Origin of the sequence: Nocardioides panzhihuensis (assembly GCF_013408335.1) — a bacterium.
GTDB lineage: Bacteria > Actinomycetota > Actinomycetes > Propionibacteriales > Nocardioidaceae > Nocardioides > Nocardioides panzhihuensis.
On sequence record NZ_JACBZR010000001.1, the window covers coordinates 2554322 to 2570630 of the forward strand.

Annotated in this window: 15 protein-coding genes; 2 read left to right on the plus strand and 13 right to left on the minus strand. The window is 70.4% G+C overall.

Annotated features, from left to right (window positions below; translation table 11 throughout):
* Positions 1-3: 3 nt before the first annotated feature.
* From ruvA to xylA, 9 genes are all read right to left on the minus strand, one after another.
* The gene (gene ruvA, locus BJ988_RS12145) at positions 4-603 is read right to left on the minus strand and encodes a Holliday junction branch migration protein RuvA (RefSeq protein WP_179658228.1); all 600 of its coding nucleotides are present in this window, start codon (positions 601-603) and stop codon (positions 4-6) included.
* Entirely contained in the window at positions 600-1127 is a 528-nt protein-coding gene (ruvC, locus tag BJ988_RS12150) for a crossover junction endodeoxyribonuclease RuvC (protein WP_179658229.1), read from the minus strand. The genes ruvA and ruvC overlap by 4 nt, the downstream gene beginning before the upstream one ends.
* 177 nt (positions 1128-1304) lie before the next feature.
* Positions 1305-2072: a YebC/PmpR family DNA-binding transcriptional regulator gene (locus BJ988_RS12155; RefSeq protein ID WP_179658230.1), complete on the minus strand. Its 768-nt coding sequence runs from the start codon at positions 2070-2072 to the stop codon at positions 1305-1307.
* A gap of 128 nt (positions 2073-2200) precedes the next feature.
* Complete coding sequence (gene pdxT, locus BJ988_RS12160; RefSeq protein ID WP_179658231.1) at positions 2201-2773, minus strand: pyridoxal 5'-phosphate synthase glutaminase subunit PdxT; 573 nt, start codon at positions 2771-2773, stop codon at positions 2201-2203.
* Positions 2770-3666, minus strand: a complete 897-nt coding sequence (gene pdxS, locus BJ988_RS12165) for a pyridoxal 5'-phosphate synthase lyase subunit PdxS (RefSeq protein WP_179658232.1) — start codon at positions 3664-3666, stop codon at positions 2770-2772. The genes pdxT and pdxS overlap by 4 nt, the downstream gene beginning before the upstream one ends.
* 51 nt (positions 3667-3717) lie before the next feature.
* Complete coding sequence (locus BJ988_RS12170; protein ID WP_179658233.1) at positions 3718-4533, minus strand: inositol monophosphatase family protein; 816 nt, start codon at positions 4531-4533, stop codon at positions 3718-3720.
* A complete protein-coding gene (gene pgsA, locus BJ988_RS12175; RefSeq protein WP_179658234.1) occupies positions 4530-5150 on the minus strand; it encodes a phosphatidylinositol phosphate synthase in 621 nt (206 codons plus the stop codon). The genes BJ988_RS12170 and pgsA overlap by 4 nt, the downstream gene beginning before the upstream one ends.
* Before the next feature lie 284 nt (positions 5151-5434).
* Positions 5435-6829, minus strand: a complete 1395-nt coding sequence (xylB, locus tag BJ988_RS12180; RefSeq protein WP_179658235.1) for a xylulokinase — start codon at positions 6827-6829, stop codon at positions 5435-5437.
* A gap of 9 nt (positions 6830-6838) precedes the next feature.
* Positions 6839-7993 (minus strand): xylose isomerase, encoded by a 1155-nt coding sequence (gene xylA, locus BJ988_RS12185; RefSeq protein ID WP_179658236.1) that lies wholly within the window; start codon positions 7991-7993, stop codon positions 6839-6841.
* Between the two features lie 138 nt (positions 7994-8131).
* On the opposite strand from xylA, the gene BJ988_RS12190 reads away from it, so the two are divergent.
* Positions 8132-9325: an ROK family transcriptional regulator gene (locus BJ988_RS12190; RefSeq protein ID WP_179658237.1), complete on the plus strand. Its 1194-nt coding sequence runs from the start codon at positions 8132-8134 to the stop codon at positions 9323-9325.
* A gap of 162 nt (positions 9326-9487) precedes the next feature.
* Here the strand turns inward: BJ988_RS12190 and BJ988_RS12195 are convergent, their stop codons facing one another.
* Genes BJ988_RS12195 through BJ988_RS12210 form a run of 4 tightly spaced genes read right to left on the minus strand, consistent with a single transcriptional unit; the run spans position 9488 to position 15027 of the window.
* Complete coding sequence (locus tag BJ988_RS12195) at positions 9488-11896, minus strand: beta-xylosidase/alpha-l-arabinosidase (protein WP_179658238.1); 2409 nt, start codon at positions 11894-11896, stop codon at positions 9488-9490.
* The gene (locus BJ988_RS12200; protein WP_246321466.1) at positions 11893-12768 is read right to left on the minus strand and encodes a carbohydrate ABC transporter permease; all 876 of its coding nucleotides are present in this window, start codon (positions 12766-12768) and stop codon (positions 11893-11895) included. The genes BJ988_RS12195 and BJ988_RS12200 overlap by 4 nt, the downstream gene beginning before the upstream one ends.
* Positions 12765-13706 (minus strand): ABC transporter permease subunit, encoded by a 942-nt coding sequence (locus BJ988_RS12205; RefSeq protein WP_179658239.1) that lies wholly within the window; start codon positions 13704-13706, stop codon positions 12765-12767. Before BJ988_RS12205 ends, BJ988_RS12200 begins: the two co-directional genes overlap by 4 nt.
* A gap of 40 nt (positions 13707-13746) precedes the next feature.
* Entirely contained in the window at positions 13747-15027 is a 1281-nt protein-coding gene (locus BJ988_RS12210; RefSeq protein WP_179658240.1) for an ABC transporter substrate-binding protein, read from the minus strand.
* A 240-nt stretch (positions 15028-15267) separates the two neighbouring features.
* Between BJ988_RS12210 and BJ988_RS12215 the strand changes: the two genes are divergently transcribed.
* Entirely contained in the window at positions 15268-16302 is a 1035-nt protein-coding gene (locus BJ988_RS12215; protein ID WP_179658241.1) for a LacI family DNA-binding transcriptional regulator, read from the plus strand.
* Positions 16303-16309 lie beyond the last annotated feature (7 nt).

Genomic DNA, 16309 nt, shown 5'->3' on the forward strand with positions numbered 1-16309 from the left:
CGGTTATGCCTTCGACAGGGTGCGGAGCGCTGCACGCAGGAGAATCGAGATGTTGGCCTGGTCACCGGCCTCCGGCTCGATCGCGGTGACGGCCTTGTCGGCGTCCTTGGCGTTGTAGCCCAGGCCGATCAGCGCCTCGGCGACCTGGTCGCGCCACGGCGCCGACGCGGCGGTGGGAGCGGGTGCGGAGGCGGTGCCCGTCGGCGCACCGATCCGGTCCTTGAGCTCCAGGATCACCCGCTGGGCGCCCTTCTGGCCGATGCCCGGGACCTTGGTGAGGGTCTTGGCGTCCTCGCCCGCGATGGCGATCCGGATGCCGTCGGGCGAGAGCACCGCGAGCATCGCCTGGGCGAGCTTCGGGCCGACGCCGGAGGCGGTCTGGAGGAGCTCGAAGAGGGTGCGCTCGTCGGCGTCGGTGAACCCGAACAGCGTCAACGAGTCCTCACGCACGACCAGGCTGGTCGGCAGATAGGCCTCCTCGCCGGCGCGGAGCGTGGCCAGCGTGTTGGGGGTGCAGAGCAGCTCGATGCCGATGCCACCGACCTCGACGACGGCAGTGGAGAGGCTGACGGCGGCGACCTTGCCGCGTACGGACGCGATCATCTGCGGACCTTCCCTGCGGCCGCGGCGACCGCGGCTTCGATGCGGTTCTGGGCGCCTCCGCGCCACTGGTGGGTGATGGCCAGCGCGAGCGCGTCGGCGGCGTCGGCCGGCTTCGGTGGGGTCGGGAGCCGCAGGATGCGGGTCACCATCGCGGTCACCTGCTGCTTGTCGGCACGACCGTTGCCGGAGACGGCGGCCTTGACCTCGGACGGCGTGTGCAGGGCGACCGGGATCCCACGCCGGGCGGCGCAGACCATCGCGAGACCGCTGGCCTGGGCCGTACCCATGATCGTGGAGACGTTCGAGCGCGCGAAGATCCGCTCGATCGCGACCGCGTCGGGCCGGTGCTCCTCGATCCAGGCGTCGATCCCCTTCTCGATGCTCACCAGTCGCTCCCAGACGGGAAGGTCGGAGGACGTACGGAGCACGCCGACGTCCACCATCGACAACGGCCGGCCGAGCGAGCCGTCGACCACACCCATCCCGCACCGGGTCAGGCCGGGGTCGATCCCAAGCACCCGCATCAGCACCTCCATCGAACGTCTGTTCGTAGCGTACCGGCATCGCTGGTCGAGCCGCCGGAGCCCCTGGGCGGAGGCGTGTCGAGACCAACACGGTCCCCTGTCGCGCTCGATAGACCGTGTTGGTCTCGACACGGGTTCGCTCGTTCCTCACGAATCCGGCTCGACCAGCGCGGCGCGTCAGGCGTCGACGGTCTCCATGACCTCGTCGGGGACGTCGGCGTTGGAGAAGACGTTCTGAACGTCGTCGAGGTCGTCGACCGCGTCGATGAGCTTGAAGACCTTCTCGGCGGCGGAGGCGTCGGCGACCGGGATGTCCATGCTCGCGACGAACTGGACCTCGGCGGAGTCGTAGTCGATGCCGGCGTCCTGCAGAGCGGTGCGGACCGCGACCACGTCGGAGGGGTCGGAGACGATCTCGAAGGACTCACCGAGGTCGTTGACGTCCTCGGCGCCGGCGTCGAGGGTGGCCTCGAGAAGGTCGTCCTCGGAGACCGACTTGCTCTCCTGCGCCTTCGCCACCACGACGACGCCCTTGCGGTCGAAGAGCCGCGAGACCGAGCCCGGGTCGGCCATGGTGCCGCCGTTGCGAGTGACCGCGGTGCGCACCTCCATCGCCGCCCGGTTGCGGTTGTCGGTCAGACACTCGATGAGGAGCGCGACGCCCTGGGGGCCGTAGACCTCGTACATGATCGTGTCGTAGCTGACGCCGCCGCCGTCGAGCCCACCGCCGCGCTTGACGGCGCGGTCGATGTTGTCGTTGGGGACCGACTGCTTCTTGGCCTTCTGGATGGCGTCGAAGAGGGTCGGGTTTCCGGTCGGATCAGGACCGCCGGTCTTGGCCGCGATCTCGATCGTCTTGATGAGCTTGGCGAAGAGCTTGCCGCGCTTGGCGTCGATCGCCGCCTTCTTGTGCTTGGTCGTTGCCCACTTGGAGTGGCCGCTCATCTGGAAACCGTCCTTTGCCCCGCGTCGTCGCTGTGCTTTCGAGCCTTGTCGAGCCGCCACCGGCTCCGTTGTCTTTTCGGGTCACAGGGCAGCGAGACCCCATTCTAACTACGTGCGGTACGTCACGCTCAGCAGCAGGTGTCCAGGAACAGCCGGTGCAGCCGGTCGTCGGCGTTGACCTCGGGATGAAAGCTCGTGGCCATCAGCTGGTTCTGACGTACGGCGACGGCGTGTCCCGCGATGCCGGCCAGCACCTCGACCCCCGCGCCGACCTCCTCGACCCACGGCGCCCGGATGAAGACACCGTGGACGGTCTCGGCCAGGCCGGTGACCTCGAGATCGGTCTCGAACGACTCCGTCTGCCGCCCGAAGGCGTTGCGCCTGACGGTGATGTCCAACCCGCCGATGGTCTCCTGACCCTCGGCTGCGTCGAGCAGCCGGTCGGCCAGGAGCACCATGCCGGCGCAGGTGCCGAGCGCCGGCATCCCGCCCCGGACCCGCTCGCGGAGCGGGTCGAGCAGATCGAACGTACGCGCCAGGCGCCACATCGTCGTCGACTCACCGCCGGGGATGACGAGCGCGTCGCAGGCGTCGAGCTCCTCCCGGCGGCGTACGGACGTTCCCTTCACCCCCAGGCGGTCGAGCGCGGCGAGGTGCTCGCGGACGTCACCCTGGAGGGCGAGTACGCCGGTGGTGGTCACCAGCCGCGCTCCGCGAACTGGATCGACCTGGCCGGCTCGTCGACGTTGATCCCGACCATCGCCTCGCCCAGACCGCGGGAGACCTTGGCGACGACGTCGGGGTCGTCGTGGAAGGTGGTCGCCTTGACGATCGCCTCGGCACGCTGGGCCGGGTTGCCGGACTTGAAGATGCCGGAGCCGACGAAGACGCCCTCGGCGCCGAGCTGCATCATCATCGCGGCGTCGGCCGGGGTCGCGATGCCGCCGGCGGTGAACAGGACGACCGGCAGCTTGCCGTTCTCGGCGACCTCCTTGACGAGCTCGTAGGGCGCCTGGAGCTCCTTGGCAGCCACATAGAGCTCGTCCTCGGCCAGGGCGCCGAGGCGGCGGATCTCGCGCCGGATCGTACGCATGTGGGTGACCGCGTTGGACACGTCACCGGTGCCGGCCTCGCCCTTGGAGCGGATCATCGCCGCGCCCTCGGTGATGCGGCGCAGGGCCTCGCCGAGGTTGGTCGCGCCGCACACGAACGGCACCGTGTAGGCCCACTTGTCGATGTGGTTCTCATAGTCGGCCGGGGTCAGCACCTCGGACTCGTCGATGTAGTCGACGCCCAGGGACTGGAGCACCCGGGCCTCGGCGAAGTGGCCGATGCGGGCCTTGGCCATGACCGGGATGGAGACGGCCTCGATGATGCCGTCGATCATGTCGGGGTCGGACATCCGGCTGACTCCGCCCTGGGCGCGGATGTCGGCGGGGACGCGCTCCAGCGCCATCACCGCCACTGCTCCGGCGTCCTCGGCGATCTTCGCCTGCTCGGGGGTGACCACGTCCATGATCACGCCGCCTTTGAGCATCTCCGCCATCCCGCGCTTGACCCGCGAGGTTCCCGTCTCGTTCATGCTTGTTGCCATGTGGCGATCGTAGGTCGGGAACCGACGTACGCCACCCTCGGAAAGCCCTGGTCAGGCCACTGTTCCCGAAGTGGACTGATCGCCGGTGAGGGCTTCGGCGGCCTCGGCCACCGCGGTTGGCGTGCCGGCGAGGGACCAGAGCACTCCCCCGGCCTCGACCTGGATCGTGGTGCCGCCGACGCCGAGGACGAGGGCCGCCCCGGGGAGGCGGTCCCAGTCGGGGACGGAGTGCTGGCAGAAGAGGTGGAGCTTGCCCTGGGCGATGGCGGTGAGGTCCATCGACCCGGAACCGAGGATCCGGATCGAGGCGGCTCGGGCGGCGACCCGGACGTACGCCTCACCGGACGGGTGGCTCAGCTTGCGCGGGTGGAGGTAGGTGGTGAGGCACGCGTGCGAGAGCGGCGTGTCCGGCATCGCGTCGAGTCGGATTCCGTTACGGGTGGTGGGCAGCTCGGGGCCACCGACGTAGACGGCGTCCTCGGCCGGTGAGTAGACCGCCCCCAGGACGATGCTGTTCACGTCTCCCGGGGCACCGTCGGTCAGAGCCAGCGCCGAGCACCACCAGTCGAGGCCGCGGACGAAGTTGTAGGTGCCGTCCACCGGGTCGATGGTCCACACCCGTCCGGTGGCCGACTCGCGAGCGGAGCCCTCCTCCCCCAGGATGCCGTCGCCGGGGTGCTCGGCCGCGAGCCGGTCGACGATCGCCTTCTCCGCGGCCTTGTCGGCGGCGGTGACCAGGTCGGAGACCGAGGTCTTGGTCTCGACCGAGTCGCCGATCCCCGCGGTGCGCATCTTCGCCGCGAGGGAGCCGGCGCCGCGGACGAGCTCCGCGGCGAGGCGTACGTCTGCCTCGGCCGGCGCGGTCACGAAGCCGCCTCTTCGGCGAGGGCCTGGCGGCGGACGGTCCAGATGCGCTGGACGACGGTGATCGTCGAGGCGACGGCGAGGATCCACAGCGCGATGTAGATGAGCATGTCGAGGGAGAAGATGCCGGCGAGGCCGGTCATCACGAGGATCAGGACGAGCCGGTCGGCGCGCTCGGCGATGCCGACGTTGGCCGTGAAGCCCAGGGACTCGGCGCGGGCGCGGGCGTAGGAGGTGACCGCTCCCGTCACCAGGCACCACAGGGTCAGGGCGAGGTAGAGGTCGGAGTCGCCCGGACCGGCGAAGTAGAGCGCCAGACCACCGAAGACCGCCCCATCGCCGAAGCGGTCGAGGGTGGAGTCCCAGAAGGCGCCGAACTTCGAGGTGCGGCCGACTGCGCGTGCCATCGCCCCGTCGATCAGGTCGCTGAAGACGAAGCAGGTGATGAAGACGGTGCCGGCCAGCAGCTCGCCGCGGGGGTAGAAGGCCAGCGCTCCGACCGCTACTCCGATGGTGCCGACGAGAGTGACGGCGTCGGGGCTGATCTTCAGCGCCACGAACAGCCGGACGATGGGCGCGAGGACGACTCCCTGAACGAAGCCTTTGATGTGATCCAACATGGCGCGGCCACGCTATCGGATCCCGCCGAGACGTCACTCCCGCGCGCCGAAACGTCACTCACATTCCGCCGAGGCGTCACTTGCGTCGGCCGAGGCGTCGCCCCCGTCGGCCGAAGCGTCGCCCCCGTCGACCCAAGCGTCGCCCCCGTCGACCCAAGCGTCGCCCCCGTCGACCCAAGCGTCACTCCCGTCGACCGAGAGGTCAGCGGATGACGCCTCGGCCGACGCACGTGACGTCTCGGCCGACGTACGTGACGTCTCGGCCGACGTACGTGACGTCTCGGTTAGGTTCCTTCGGTCAGATCGCGGACCTCGGCGTAGCGGGCGCGGACTGCGGGGTCGGGGTCGGCCTCGTACGTCTCGGTGCCGGCGAGCTCCCAGGTCGGCGGCTCGTCACCGCCGGTGAGGGCCCAGGCGGCCTGGCGGGCGGCGCCGTCGGCGACGTACTCCCCCGGCTCGGGGACGAGGACGGGGTGGCCGAAGACGACGGGGGCCAGACGGCGTACGGCCTCGGACCGGGCACCGCCGCCGACGAGGAACACGCGGTCGACCGCGACACCTTGCGCCTTCAGCGGGTCGATGCCGTCGGCGAGCCCGCAGAGCAGGCCCTCGACGGCCGCGCGCGCCAGGTGGGCAGGCTCGGCGGTGGACAGCGTCAGACCGTGGATCACGCCCCGAGCCGAGGGCCGGTCGGGGGTGCGCTCCCCCTCGAGGTAGGGGACGAGGACCAGGCCGCCAGCGCCTGACGGTGCCTCCAGCGCGAGCTTGGAGAGGTGCTCATGGCTCACCCCGAGCAGCCGGGTGGTGGCGTCGAGGACCCGCGCGGCGTTGAGGGTCGCGACCAGCGGCAGGTAGCGACCGGTGGCATCGGCAAAGCCCGCCACCGTGCCCGACGCGTCCGCGGTCGGTGTCTCCGAGACCGCGCAGGCGACCCCGGAGGTGCCGATGGAGACGACCACGTCGCCGGGGCGCGCACCGACGCCCAGGGAGGCTCCGGCGTTGTCGCCGCAGCCCGCCCCGAGCAGGGCACCGGCCGACGTACGTCCCGCCGACGCCGAGGGCGCGAGGACCTCCGGAAGCACGACGTCGTCCCGCCCGAGTGCTCGCATCAAGAGGTCGCGTCGGTATTCGCCGGTGACGGCGGAGTAGTAGCCGGTGCCGCTGGCGTCGCTCCGGTCGGTACGCAGCGCGCCGAGGTCTCCGCCGCCGCCGAGCTTCCAGGTGAGCCAGTCATGAGGCAGGCACACCGCCGCGGTCCGAGCCGCCGCCTCCGGCTCGTGCTCGGCCAGCCAGCGCAGCTTGGTGGCGGTGAAGCTGGCCACCTGGACCAAGCCGACCGCCTCGGCCCAGGCCGCGGCGCCGAGCTCGGTGTTGAGCGCGGCGGCCGCAGCGGCCGAGCGGGTGTCGTTCCACAGCAGCGCGGGGCGTACGACCTCTCCGGCCTCGTCCAGGCACACCATCCCGTGCTGCTGCCCGCCGACGGAGACCGCGGCGACGTCGGCGAGCCCGCCGGCGGCCTCGACCGAGGACGACAACGCCGTCCACCAGGCCGCGGGATCGACCTCGGTGCCTTCGGGGTGCGGCGCGGAGCCGGAGCGTACGAGCGCACCGGTCTCCGCGTCACGGACTACGACCTTGCACGATTGGGTCGAGGAGTCGACCCCGGCGACGAGCGGCATCGACCGAACCTAACGGACGCCGAGAAGGTGGTCCATGGCGAGCTGGTCGAGGTGCTCGAACGCATAACCGTGGTCGAGCGCCTCGATGTCGTAGGACGCCTTGCGGATGTCCTCGAGCGTCTCGCCCTCGGCCAGGGTCGGCACGGACAGCTCCTCGACCTGCGAGGCCTCGAGCGCGGCCTTGACCTCCGGGTCGGCCCGGAACGCCTTGGCCCGCTCCCGCAGCACGAGGTAGTTGCGCATGCAGCCGGCGGCCGATGCCCACACGCCGTCCTCGTCCTCGGTGCGCGGCGGCTTGAAGTCGAAGTGGCGCGGACCGTCGTAACCCTTGGACTCCAGCAGGTCGACCAGGTTGAACGCACCGCGCAGGTTGCCTGCGCCGAAGCGGAGGTCCTGGTCGAAGCGCGGGCCGTGCTGACCGTTGAGGTCGATGTGGAAGAGCTTGCCGTGCCACAGCGCCTGGGCGACACCGGCGGCGAAGTTGAGCCCGGCCATCTCCTCGTGACCGACCTCGGGGTTGAGGCCGACCATCTCAGGGCGGTCGAGGGTGCTGATGAAGGCGAGCGCGTGGCCGATGGTCGGGAGCAGGATGTCGCCGCGAGGCTCGTTGGGCTTCGGCTCGATGGCGAACCGGATGTCGTAGCCCTGCTCGACCACGTAGTCGCCGAGCAGGTTGACCGCCTCGCGATAGCGGTCCAGCGCGGCCGCGATGTCCTTGGCTGCGTGGGACTCGGCGCCCTCACGGCCACCCCACATGACGTACGTCGTCGCGCCGAGCTCCGCGGCGAGGTCGATGTTGCGCGCGACCTTGGCGATCGCGTAGCGGCGCACCTCGCGGTCGTTGGAGGTGAAGCTGCCGTCGCGGAAGACCGGGTGACCGAAGAGGTTGGTGGTGGCCATCGGCACCTTGAGGCCGGTCTCGTCCAGCGCGGCCTTGAGCTTGTCGATCTCCGCCTGGCGCTCGGCGTCGCTCGCGTCGATCGCGAAGACGTCGTTGTCGTGGAAGGTGATGCCGTAGGCCCCGAGCTCGGCCAGCTTGCGCACCGAGTGGGCGACGTCGAGGTGAGGCCGGCTCGCCGAGCCGAACACGTCCTGTCCGCTCCAGCCCACGGTCCACAGTCCGAAGGTGAACTTGTCGTCGGCGGTGGGGGTGTAATCCGTCATAGCCTTGTTTCCTCACATTAGTTCACGATTCGGACTATATGACGAACATGAAACGCGACGGACGTCACATTGTCAACCCTTGCAACGGCTTCCAGCGGGTCGCTTGACCTAAAGTTCATAACTTGCTCTAATCCGTTCATGACGGTCAGAACCGAGCCCGCCCAGCATGCCGGGATGCGGGCGAGCAACCTCGCGCTCGTGCTCGGCGAGGTCGCCCGCACCAGCCCGGTCTCGCGCGCGCAGGTCGCTGCGCGCACCGGCCTGACGAAGTCGTCGGTGTCCGGGTTGGTCTCCGATCTGATCGACGCCGGCCTGATCCAGGAGAGCGCCCCGGCCGCGACCGAGCGTGGCCGGCCCGCGACGGCGCTCGACCTCGCTCCGGGAGGCATCGCCGGCCTCGGCCTGGAGATCAACGTCGACTACTTGGCCGCCATGGTGACCGACCTGACGGGTGTGCCGCGCTACCACCACGTCCTACGCCGCGACAACCGCGGCCGCGAGGTCGACGAGGTGATCGCCGACCTCATCGATCTGGCCCGCACGGCCGCCCGCAGCGCTGCCTCCCAGCGTCTGCCGCTCTCCGGGGCCTGTGTGGCGGTGCCCGGCCTGACCGTCGAGGGCGCCGTGGTGCGCACCCCCAACCTGGGCTGGGCACGGGTCGACCTCGCCGATGCCGTCGGTGAGGGCGCCGGGCTCGACGTCGAGCTGGAGAACGAGGCCAACCTGGCGGCTCTCGGCGAGATGTGGTTCGGCGGGCACGATCACGACGGCGCCCCGCTGCGCGACTTCGTGCACGTCTCCGGCGAGATCGGTATCGGCGGCGGCATCGTGATCGGCGGCGAGGTCTTCCGCGGCGCCCACGCGGGCGCCGGCGAGCTCGGCCATGTCGTGGTGGCTCCCGACGGACCGCGGTGCGGCTGCGGCGGTCACGGCTGCCTGGAGCGGATGGCCGGACAGCAGGAGATCCTCGCCCGGGCGCAGATGGCGACGATGGCCGACCTGACCCGGGCCTGCGAGGCCGGCGATCAGGCCGCGCTGGACGCCGTCGCCGGCGCCGGCCGACACCTCGGCGTCGCGCTCGCCTCGGTCATCACCCTTCTCGACCCCACCGCGATCGTGCTCGGTGGCGCGTTCGCCACGCTCGCGCCCTGGCTCACCGGGGCGACCTCGGCCTCGATCGGCCACCACACCGGTGCCGTCGAACCGCCCCGGCTGCTGGTCTCCGGACTCGGCAGCGACGCCGCGGTCCGAGGAGCGGCCGGGACCGTCGTACGCGGCGTCATCGCCGATCCCGCCGCTCATCTCGCCCGGCAAGCTGCTCAACGGCCTTAGTCGCTGAGCTCGGGTCGGTCGTCATCGGTGGTCGAGCCGCCGGAGCCACTAGGCGAAGGCGTGTCGAGACCAACACAGTCCCCTGCAGCGCTCGATAGGACCCTGTTGGTCTCGACACGCTCGGCCGCAGGCGGCCTCCCGGCTCGACCAGCGGGCTGGCTCTTAGTGCGAGACCGTCGCCGTCGTGATCCGCCGGTCGGCAGTGCCGACGCGATGGACGTCGCCGATGATCGTGACCAGCGCCTTGTCCCCGCCCGAGTCTCCTGCACCAGAGGCCACCTCGACGTCGGAGAGCTCGGCGATGCCCTCTGCGACCGCGGCGGTGACCTTCTCGCCGGCCGAGGCGGCGACCCAGACCTCGACCTCGCCGGGCTCGACGACACGGACGAGTCCCCGGTCGGTGAAGGCCAGCCGGGCCGTGGGCACCTCGAAGCGCACCGTCGCCGACTCGGCCGGCTGCAGCGCGACCCGCTGATACCCGAGCAACTGCGAGACCGGTCGGGCCACCGAGGCCAGCAGGTCGCGACCGTAGAGCTGGACCACGTCCACACCGGCGACGTCACCGAGGTTGGTGACGGTCACCTCGACCGCGAACGTGCCACCGGCCTCGACGGCCCGGTCGGCCGAGAGTCCGCTGTAGCCGAAGGCGGTGTAGGACAGGCCGAAGCCGAACGGCCGCACCGGGGTGGAGTCGGCGGAGGTCACCCCGGAAGGGCCGCCGAGGATGGGATGGAGGTAGGTGTAGGGCTGGGCTCCGGCCGAACGCGGCAGGGTCAGCGGCAGTCGACCGGACGGGTTGACGGCGCCGGTGAGGATACGAGCGATCGCGGGTCCGCCCTCCTCCCCCGGGAAGAACGCCTGCAGCACCGCCGCAGGACGGCTGGGGCCCTGCTGATCGCCTCGGGCTCCGCTTCGGCCGTCGAGGGCCCAGCCGATGGCGTACGGACGGCCGGTGACCAGCACCAGGACCGTCGGGGTCCCGGTGGCGACCACCGCCTCGAACAGCTCACGCTGGACGCCGGGCAGCTCGAGGGACTCGGTGTCGTTGCCCTCCCCCACCGTGCCCTTGCCGAACAGACCCGCCTGGTCGCCGGCGACGACGACGGCGACCTCGGCTCGTTCGGCCGCCGCGATGGCCGCCGCGAACCCCGTGGTGTCGGTGCCCTCGACCTCGCAGCCGCGTACGACCTCGACCTCGGCTCCCGGGACCTCGGTCCGCAGCGCCTCGGCGATCGTCGGCACCTCGATGCCGAGCGCGACGTCAGGATGGTGGGCGAGGACGTGGTTGGGGAAGGAGTAGCACCCCATCAGCGCCTCGGCACGGTCGGCGTTGGGACCGATCATCGCGATCCTGGTGGCGGTCTCGGCGATCGGGAGAATGCCGTCGTTGGACAGCAGGACCACCGACTCCTCGGCCAGACGACGGGCGACGTCCCGGTGAGCCGGGGTGTCCAGATCGATCACGGACGGCGACTCGGCGGTGAACTCCTCGTCCAGCAGCCCGGCCTCCTCCTTGGCGGCCAACGCCCGGAGGACGGCACGGTCGATGACGGTCTCGTCCACCTCGCCAGCGCGGACCAGCGCGGCCAGCGGCTCGAGGAACGCGTCGCCGCTGGGCAGCTCGACATCGATCCCGGCCTCCAGCGCCATCGCCGCGGCGTGGCCCCGGTCCGCCGCGACGCCGTGCATGAGCGCGAGGAAGGCCACCGAGAAGTAGTCGGCCACGACGGTCCCTTCGAAGCCCCACTCCTCGCGCAGCAGCCCGGTGAGCAGCTCGGCGTTGGCCGCCATCGGGACGCCGTCGACGTCGTTGTAGGCGTTCATCACCGACCTCGCGCCGCCGTCCAGGACGGCCATCTCGAAGGGCGGCAGGAACAGGTCGGCCAGCTCTCGCGGTCCGGCGGAGACCGGGGCGTGGTTACGACCCGCTCGCGATCCGGAGTAGCCCACGAAGTGCTTCAAGGTGGCCTGGATGCCCGCGGACTGCAGCCCCCGGACGTACGCGGTCCCGACCGTCCCCACCACATAGGGGTCCTCGGAGATGGCCTCCTCGGTGCGCCCCCAGCGCGGGTCACGGATCACGTCGAGCACCGGCGCGAGGCCCTGGTGCACCCCCAGCGTACGCAGCGAGGAGCCGATCAGGGACGCCATCTCCTCGACGAGGTCGGGATCGAACGCGGCACCCCAGGCCAGCGGCGTCGGGAAGCAGGCGGCCTTCCAGGCGGCCAGCCCGGTGAGGCACTCCTCGTGGACCAGCGCCGGGATGCCGAGCCGGGTCTCGTGCAGGAGCCGACGCTGCTCCTCCCACAGCCACCGCGCCCGCTCGGACGGGTCGACCGGCCGGGTGCCGTAGACCCGGGTGAAGTGGCCGATCCCGTGCTCGGTCACCTCGGCGAGCCTCGTCGGCGCGCCGGCCGTCATCTCGCCGGCCAGCGGTGCGACGACCTCGTCGCCGTGGTCGATCCAGAAGCCGACGAGCTGCGCCAGCTTCTCCTCGAGCCTCATCCGGGCGTGCAGCTCCTGCACCCGAGTGGATACCTGCGGCCATGCGCGCCTGTGGGAGTCCGTCATCCCTTCACCGCTCCTTGCAGTCCGGAGACGATCCGGCGCTGCAGGGCCAGGAACAGCACCAGCGCCGGGATCATCGCGATCGTCGTGAACGCCAGGACACCGGCGGTGTCGGCGGAGTGCTCGGTGGAGAAGTCGGCCACCCCGAGCGGCAGCGTGCGCATCTCACCCTGAAGCAGCAGCAGTGGCAGGATGTAGGCGTTCCAGGAGGTCACGAAGGCGAGCACCGCGACCGTGATCACCCCCGGCATCGACAGCGGCAGCATGATCCGCCAGAAGACACCGATCCGCGAGGCACCGTCGATCAGTGCCGCCTCCTCGAGCTCGCGCGGCAGCGCCATCAGGAACGGCCGGAGGATCACCACCGTCAGCGGCAGTGCGAACGCCGCCTGGGGCAGCGCCACTCCCCACCAGGTGTTGCCCATCCCGAGGTCACGGGTGACCAGGATGAACAGCGGGATCACCGCCACCGCCGCCGGGAAGAGCAGGCCGAGCACGAAGACCATGAACAGCGCCTCGCGCCCCTTGAACCGGTAGCGCGCGAGCGGGTACGCGGCCATCACGCCGAAGACCACCGCGACTCCCGTGGTGATCACCGCGATCACGGTCGAGTTGACCGCGTAGGTCCAGAACGACCCGCCGCTCAGCACGCCGGAGTAGTTCGTCCCGACCCACGGGTCGGGAAGACCGGTCGGCTTCTCGGCCAGCTGGGCGTTGGTGCGGAAGCCACCCATCGCGCCGTAGAGCACCGGGCCGACGGTGATCGCGACGACGATCAGCGAGATCAGGTAGACGAGCACGTTGTTGCCGCCACGCTTGCCGCGCGGCGCCAGGTTCGTCGTCACACTCATGCCCGCTCGCTGGCGCTCGCTCATGCCGCCTCCTTGGTGTCACGGCGCAGCACGACCAGCTGGTAGACCAGCGCCATCACGAACGCGATCGCGAACAGGACCACCGAGGCGGCGCCCGCGATGCCGTAGTTGTGCCGGTTGGTGCCTTCGTCGATCAGGTACGTCGCCATCGTGGTCGTCGCGTCGGCGGGACCGCCGCCGGTGAGGACCCAGATCATGTCGAAGCACTGGATGGAGCCGATCATCGACAGGAAGCACCAGGTGCGGATGGTCGGACCGAGCAGAGGGATGCTGATCCGCCACTGCGTCTGCCACCAGCCGGCACCGTCGAGCTGCGCCGCCTCGTAGAGCTCCTCTGAGACCCCCTGCAGCCCGGCGAGGAACAGCAGGACCGCCAGGCCCAGGTACTTCCAGGTCAGCACCGCGAGCACCACCCACAGGGCGACCTCGGGGGTGCCGAGCCAGCCCTCCCCGGGCGGGGAGAGGCCGATCCCGTTCATGAGGGCGTCGATCAGGCCGTACTCCGGCTGCAGCAGCTGGAACCAGATGACCCCGGCGATGACCTCGGCCAGGACGTAGGGGACGAAGATCAGCGTACGCAGCACGCCCTGCCCCGCCATCTTGCGGTTGAGCAGCAGCGCGATGGCCACGCCGAGGGGAAGCTGCACGATGATCGAGCCGACCACGATGATCATGTTGTGGGCGACCGCGTCCCGGAAGACGTCGTCGGCGAGCACCTCGGCGTAGTTCGCGAACCCGACGAAGTCGTCGAGAGGACCGAGGCCCTTCCAGTCGTAGAGCGAGAACCGCGCGGCGGTGAGGATCGGCCAGGCGACGAACAGGGCCATCAGGGCAAGGGCCGGGGTCACGAAGAACGCGATCTCCGCCCACTTGCGCCAGGTGTCATGAGGCCGGTGCGGCCGCCCCGAGGCGACCGCACCGGTAGCTGCTCCAGAGCTCACGAGGCGACCGTGCCTCCCGAGAACGTGCTTCGCGCCATGCTCACTTCTCCTTGTCCGCGGCTTCCTGGGTCGCCGTGACGACGTCCTCAGGGGTGGCCTTGCCCGCGAACTGCAACGCGATCTCGTCGTTCATCGCACCACCGACGGACTCACCGAAGGCGGTGTCGAAGTAGAGCTGCACGAAGGGCGACTCGTCGCGCACCTTCAGCAGCTCGGCCAGTGCCGGGTCCTTGACCGACGAGCCCGCCGCGGGGATGGTCGGCAGGCCCATGTCGTTCTCGGCGAAGCCCTTCTGGACCTCGTCGGAGAGCAGGTGGTTGACGAGGTCGACAGCCTTGTCGGGAGCAGCCTCGGAGACCGCCCAGGCGTCGCCGCCACCGAGCTGGGCGGCCGGGTCACCCTCGCCGCCGTCGACGGCCGGGAACGGGAACCAACCGGTCTTGTCACCGAGCCCCTGCTTGTCCTCGGTGATGCCCTGCATCACGCCGGGCTCCCAGTGACCGGCCAGCTCCATCGCGACCTTGCCGGTGGCCAGCAGGCCGCTGGCCGAGGTCGGGCCGGTCTGCGACGGCGTCGACAGGAAGCCCTTGTTGAACGGCTTCTCGGCGACGATCTCGTCGACGGTCTCGCCCGCCTCGACGAAGCACGGGTCGGAGAAGTCCAGGTCGGCGACCGCAGTCTCGAGCACGTCCTGGGAGCAGGCGCGCAGCGCGGTGTAGTACCAGTAGTGCGCCGCCGGCCAGCCGTCTCCGGCGCCCAGCGAGACCGGGGCGACGCCGGCCTCGTCGAGCTTGTCGAACGCGGCGTACAGCTCCTCCATGGTCGCCGGGGGCGCGGTGATCCCGGCCTTCTCGAAGAGCTCGGTGTTGTACCAGAACCCGACCACGCCCATGGAGAACGGCAGGGCGTACGTCTTGCCGTCGACCTGCCAGCCGGCGGCGCTGCCGCCGATCTCATCGATGATGTCCTTGGAGTCCTCGGAGAGGTCGCGGGTGAGACCGGCCTCGACGTGGTCGGCGAGCTCGCCGCCGCCACGCTCCATGTAGACGTCCGGGACGTCTCCGCTCTGGAATGCGGCGTCGAGCTTGGTCAGCATGTCCTCGTGGGCGAAGGCCTCGACCTTGACGTCGACACCGGGGTTGGCGTCCTCGAAGTCCTTCGCGACCTGCTCGTAGAACCCCTTGCCGGGGTCGTTGTTGGAGTTGTGCCACCAGGTGATGGTGTCGTCGTCGCCACCGGAGTCGCCCGAGCCGCCACAACCGGTGGCGGCAATCATCAATCCGGCGCACAGCGCGGCGAGCGCTTGTGTCTTTCTCGGCATCTTGAGACCTCTTCGTCACAGCTCGGGATGTGTGGGTGATGTGACTGCCGCCACATTCTCGGGACGAGCATGGCGGTTGCCGGCCAGGCGTGTCAATCGTTGTCGATAACGTTTTCGTAGATGGTTATCGAACCTGACCCGAGTGGGCTACTGTCAGGCCATGAACGAGCGTCAGCGAGTGACCACAAGCCTCATGCCGCCGCGTCCGTACACTCGCGCTTGCGCTACGGAGGCGGCGGCATGAGTACGCTCGACCAGCCCCGCCCGCGCCGGGTGACGATCAACGACGTGGCCCGGGAGGCAGGGGTCTCGGTGGCCACGGTCTCGAAGGTGATCAACGAGCGCTACGGCGTCAGCGAGGCGACGAGCGAGAAGGTGCTCGCGATCATCGACCAGCTCGGCTACCAGTCATCGCTGATCGCCTCGAGCCTGCGCAGGAAGTCCACCGGTGTCATCGGCGTGCTCGTCGCCGAGTTCGAGCCCTACTCCGCCGAGCTCCTCAAGGGCATCTCGGCGGCCCTGGACGGCACCGGCTACGAGCTGCTGGCGCATGCCGGACGCACCGGCGCCCACAACCACACCGGCTGGGAGCGCCGCTCGCTCTCCCGTCTCGGCCACACGCTGATCGACGGCGCGATCGTGGTCACCCCCTCGATGATCATCACCGACGAGACCACCATCCCGGTCGTCGCGATCGACCCCCACACCGGACCGGACGGCCCGATGACCGTCGACGCCGACAACGTCACCGGCGCGCGGCTCGCCGTCGACCATCTGGTCGGCCTCGGTCACCGGCGCATCGGCTTCCTCGGCGGTCGCCCCGACCTCCGCTCCGCAGGCCTGCGTGAGCAGGGCTACCGGGAGGCCCTCCTCGACGCCGGCCTGAGCGTCTCCCCCGAGCTGATCGGGGTGGGCGGCTACCACCCCGAGCTCGCCGAGGCACCGGCCCGCGAGATGCTCTCGCTCCCTGTCGGCGAGCGACCCACCGCCGTCTTCGCCGCCAACGACATCTCCGCGATCAAGGTCATCGAGGTCGCCGGCTCGCTCGGCCTGCGCGTCCCCGAGGACCTCTCGGTGGTCGGCTTCGACAACGTACCCGAGTCCCGCGACGCCACTCCCCCGCTCACCACCGTCGCCCAGCCGCTCCACGAGATGGGCCGGGCCGCCCTCGGGCTCCTGCTCGAGCTGCTCGAGGGCAAGCAGACCGAGCGCCACCTGCGACTGCCCGCCGAGCTGGTCGTACGCGGCAGCACTCGCCGAGTCGGCTCGTCCTGACAAGAAT

Coding starts and splice junctions, on each gene's coding strand:
- xylA (WP_179658236.1), bottom strand. CDS start 7,993: ATGACGGATTACACCCCCACCGCCGACGACAAGTTCACCTTCGGACTG.
- BJ988_RS12215 (WP_179658241.1), top strand. CDS start 15,268: ATGAGTACGCTCGACCAGCCCCGCCCGCGCCGGGTGACGATCAACGAC.
- ruvA (WP_179658228.1), bottom strand. CDS start 603: ATGATCGCGTCCGTACGCGGCAAGGTCGCCGCCGTCAGCCTCTCCACT.
- xylB (WP_179658235.1), bottom strand. CDS start 6,829: ATGCCGCTCGTCGCCGGGGTCGACTCCTCGACCCAATCGTGCAAGGTC.
- BJ988_RS12210 (WP_179658240.1), bottom strand. CDS start 15,027: ATGCCGAGAAAGACACAAGCGCTCGCCGCGCTGTGCGCCGGATTGATG.
- BJ988_RS12155 (WP_179658230.1), bottom strand. CDS start 2,072: ATGAGCGGCCACTCCAAGTGGGCAACGACCAAGCACAAGAAGGCGGCG.
- BJ988_RS12195 (WP_179658238.1), bottom strand. CDS start 11,896: ATGACGGACTCCCACAGGCGCGCATGGCCGCAGGTATCCACTCGGGTG.
- ruvC (WP_179658229.1), bottom strand. CDS start 1,127: ATGCGGGTGCTTGGGATCGACCCCGGCCTGACCCGGTGCGGGATGGGT.
- BJ988_RS12190 (WP_179658237.1), top strand. CDS start 8,132: ATGACGGTCAGAACCGAGCCCGCCCAGCATGCCGGGATGCGGGCGAGC.
- pdxS (WP_179658232.1), bottom strand. CDS start 3,666: ATGGCAACAAGCATGAACGAGACGGGAACCTCGCGGGTCAAGCGCGGG.
- pgsA (WP_179658234.1), bottom strand. CDS start 5,150: ATGTTGGATCACATCAAAGGCTTCGTTCAGGGAGTCGTCCTCGCGCCC.
- BJ988_RS12200 (WP_246321466.1), bottom strand. CDS start 12,768: ATGAGCGAGCGCCAGCGAGCGGGCATGAGTGTGACGACGAACCTGGCG.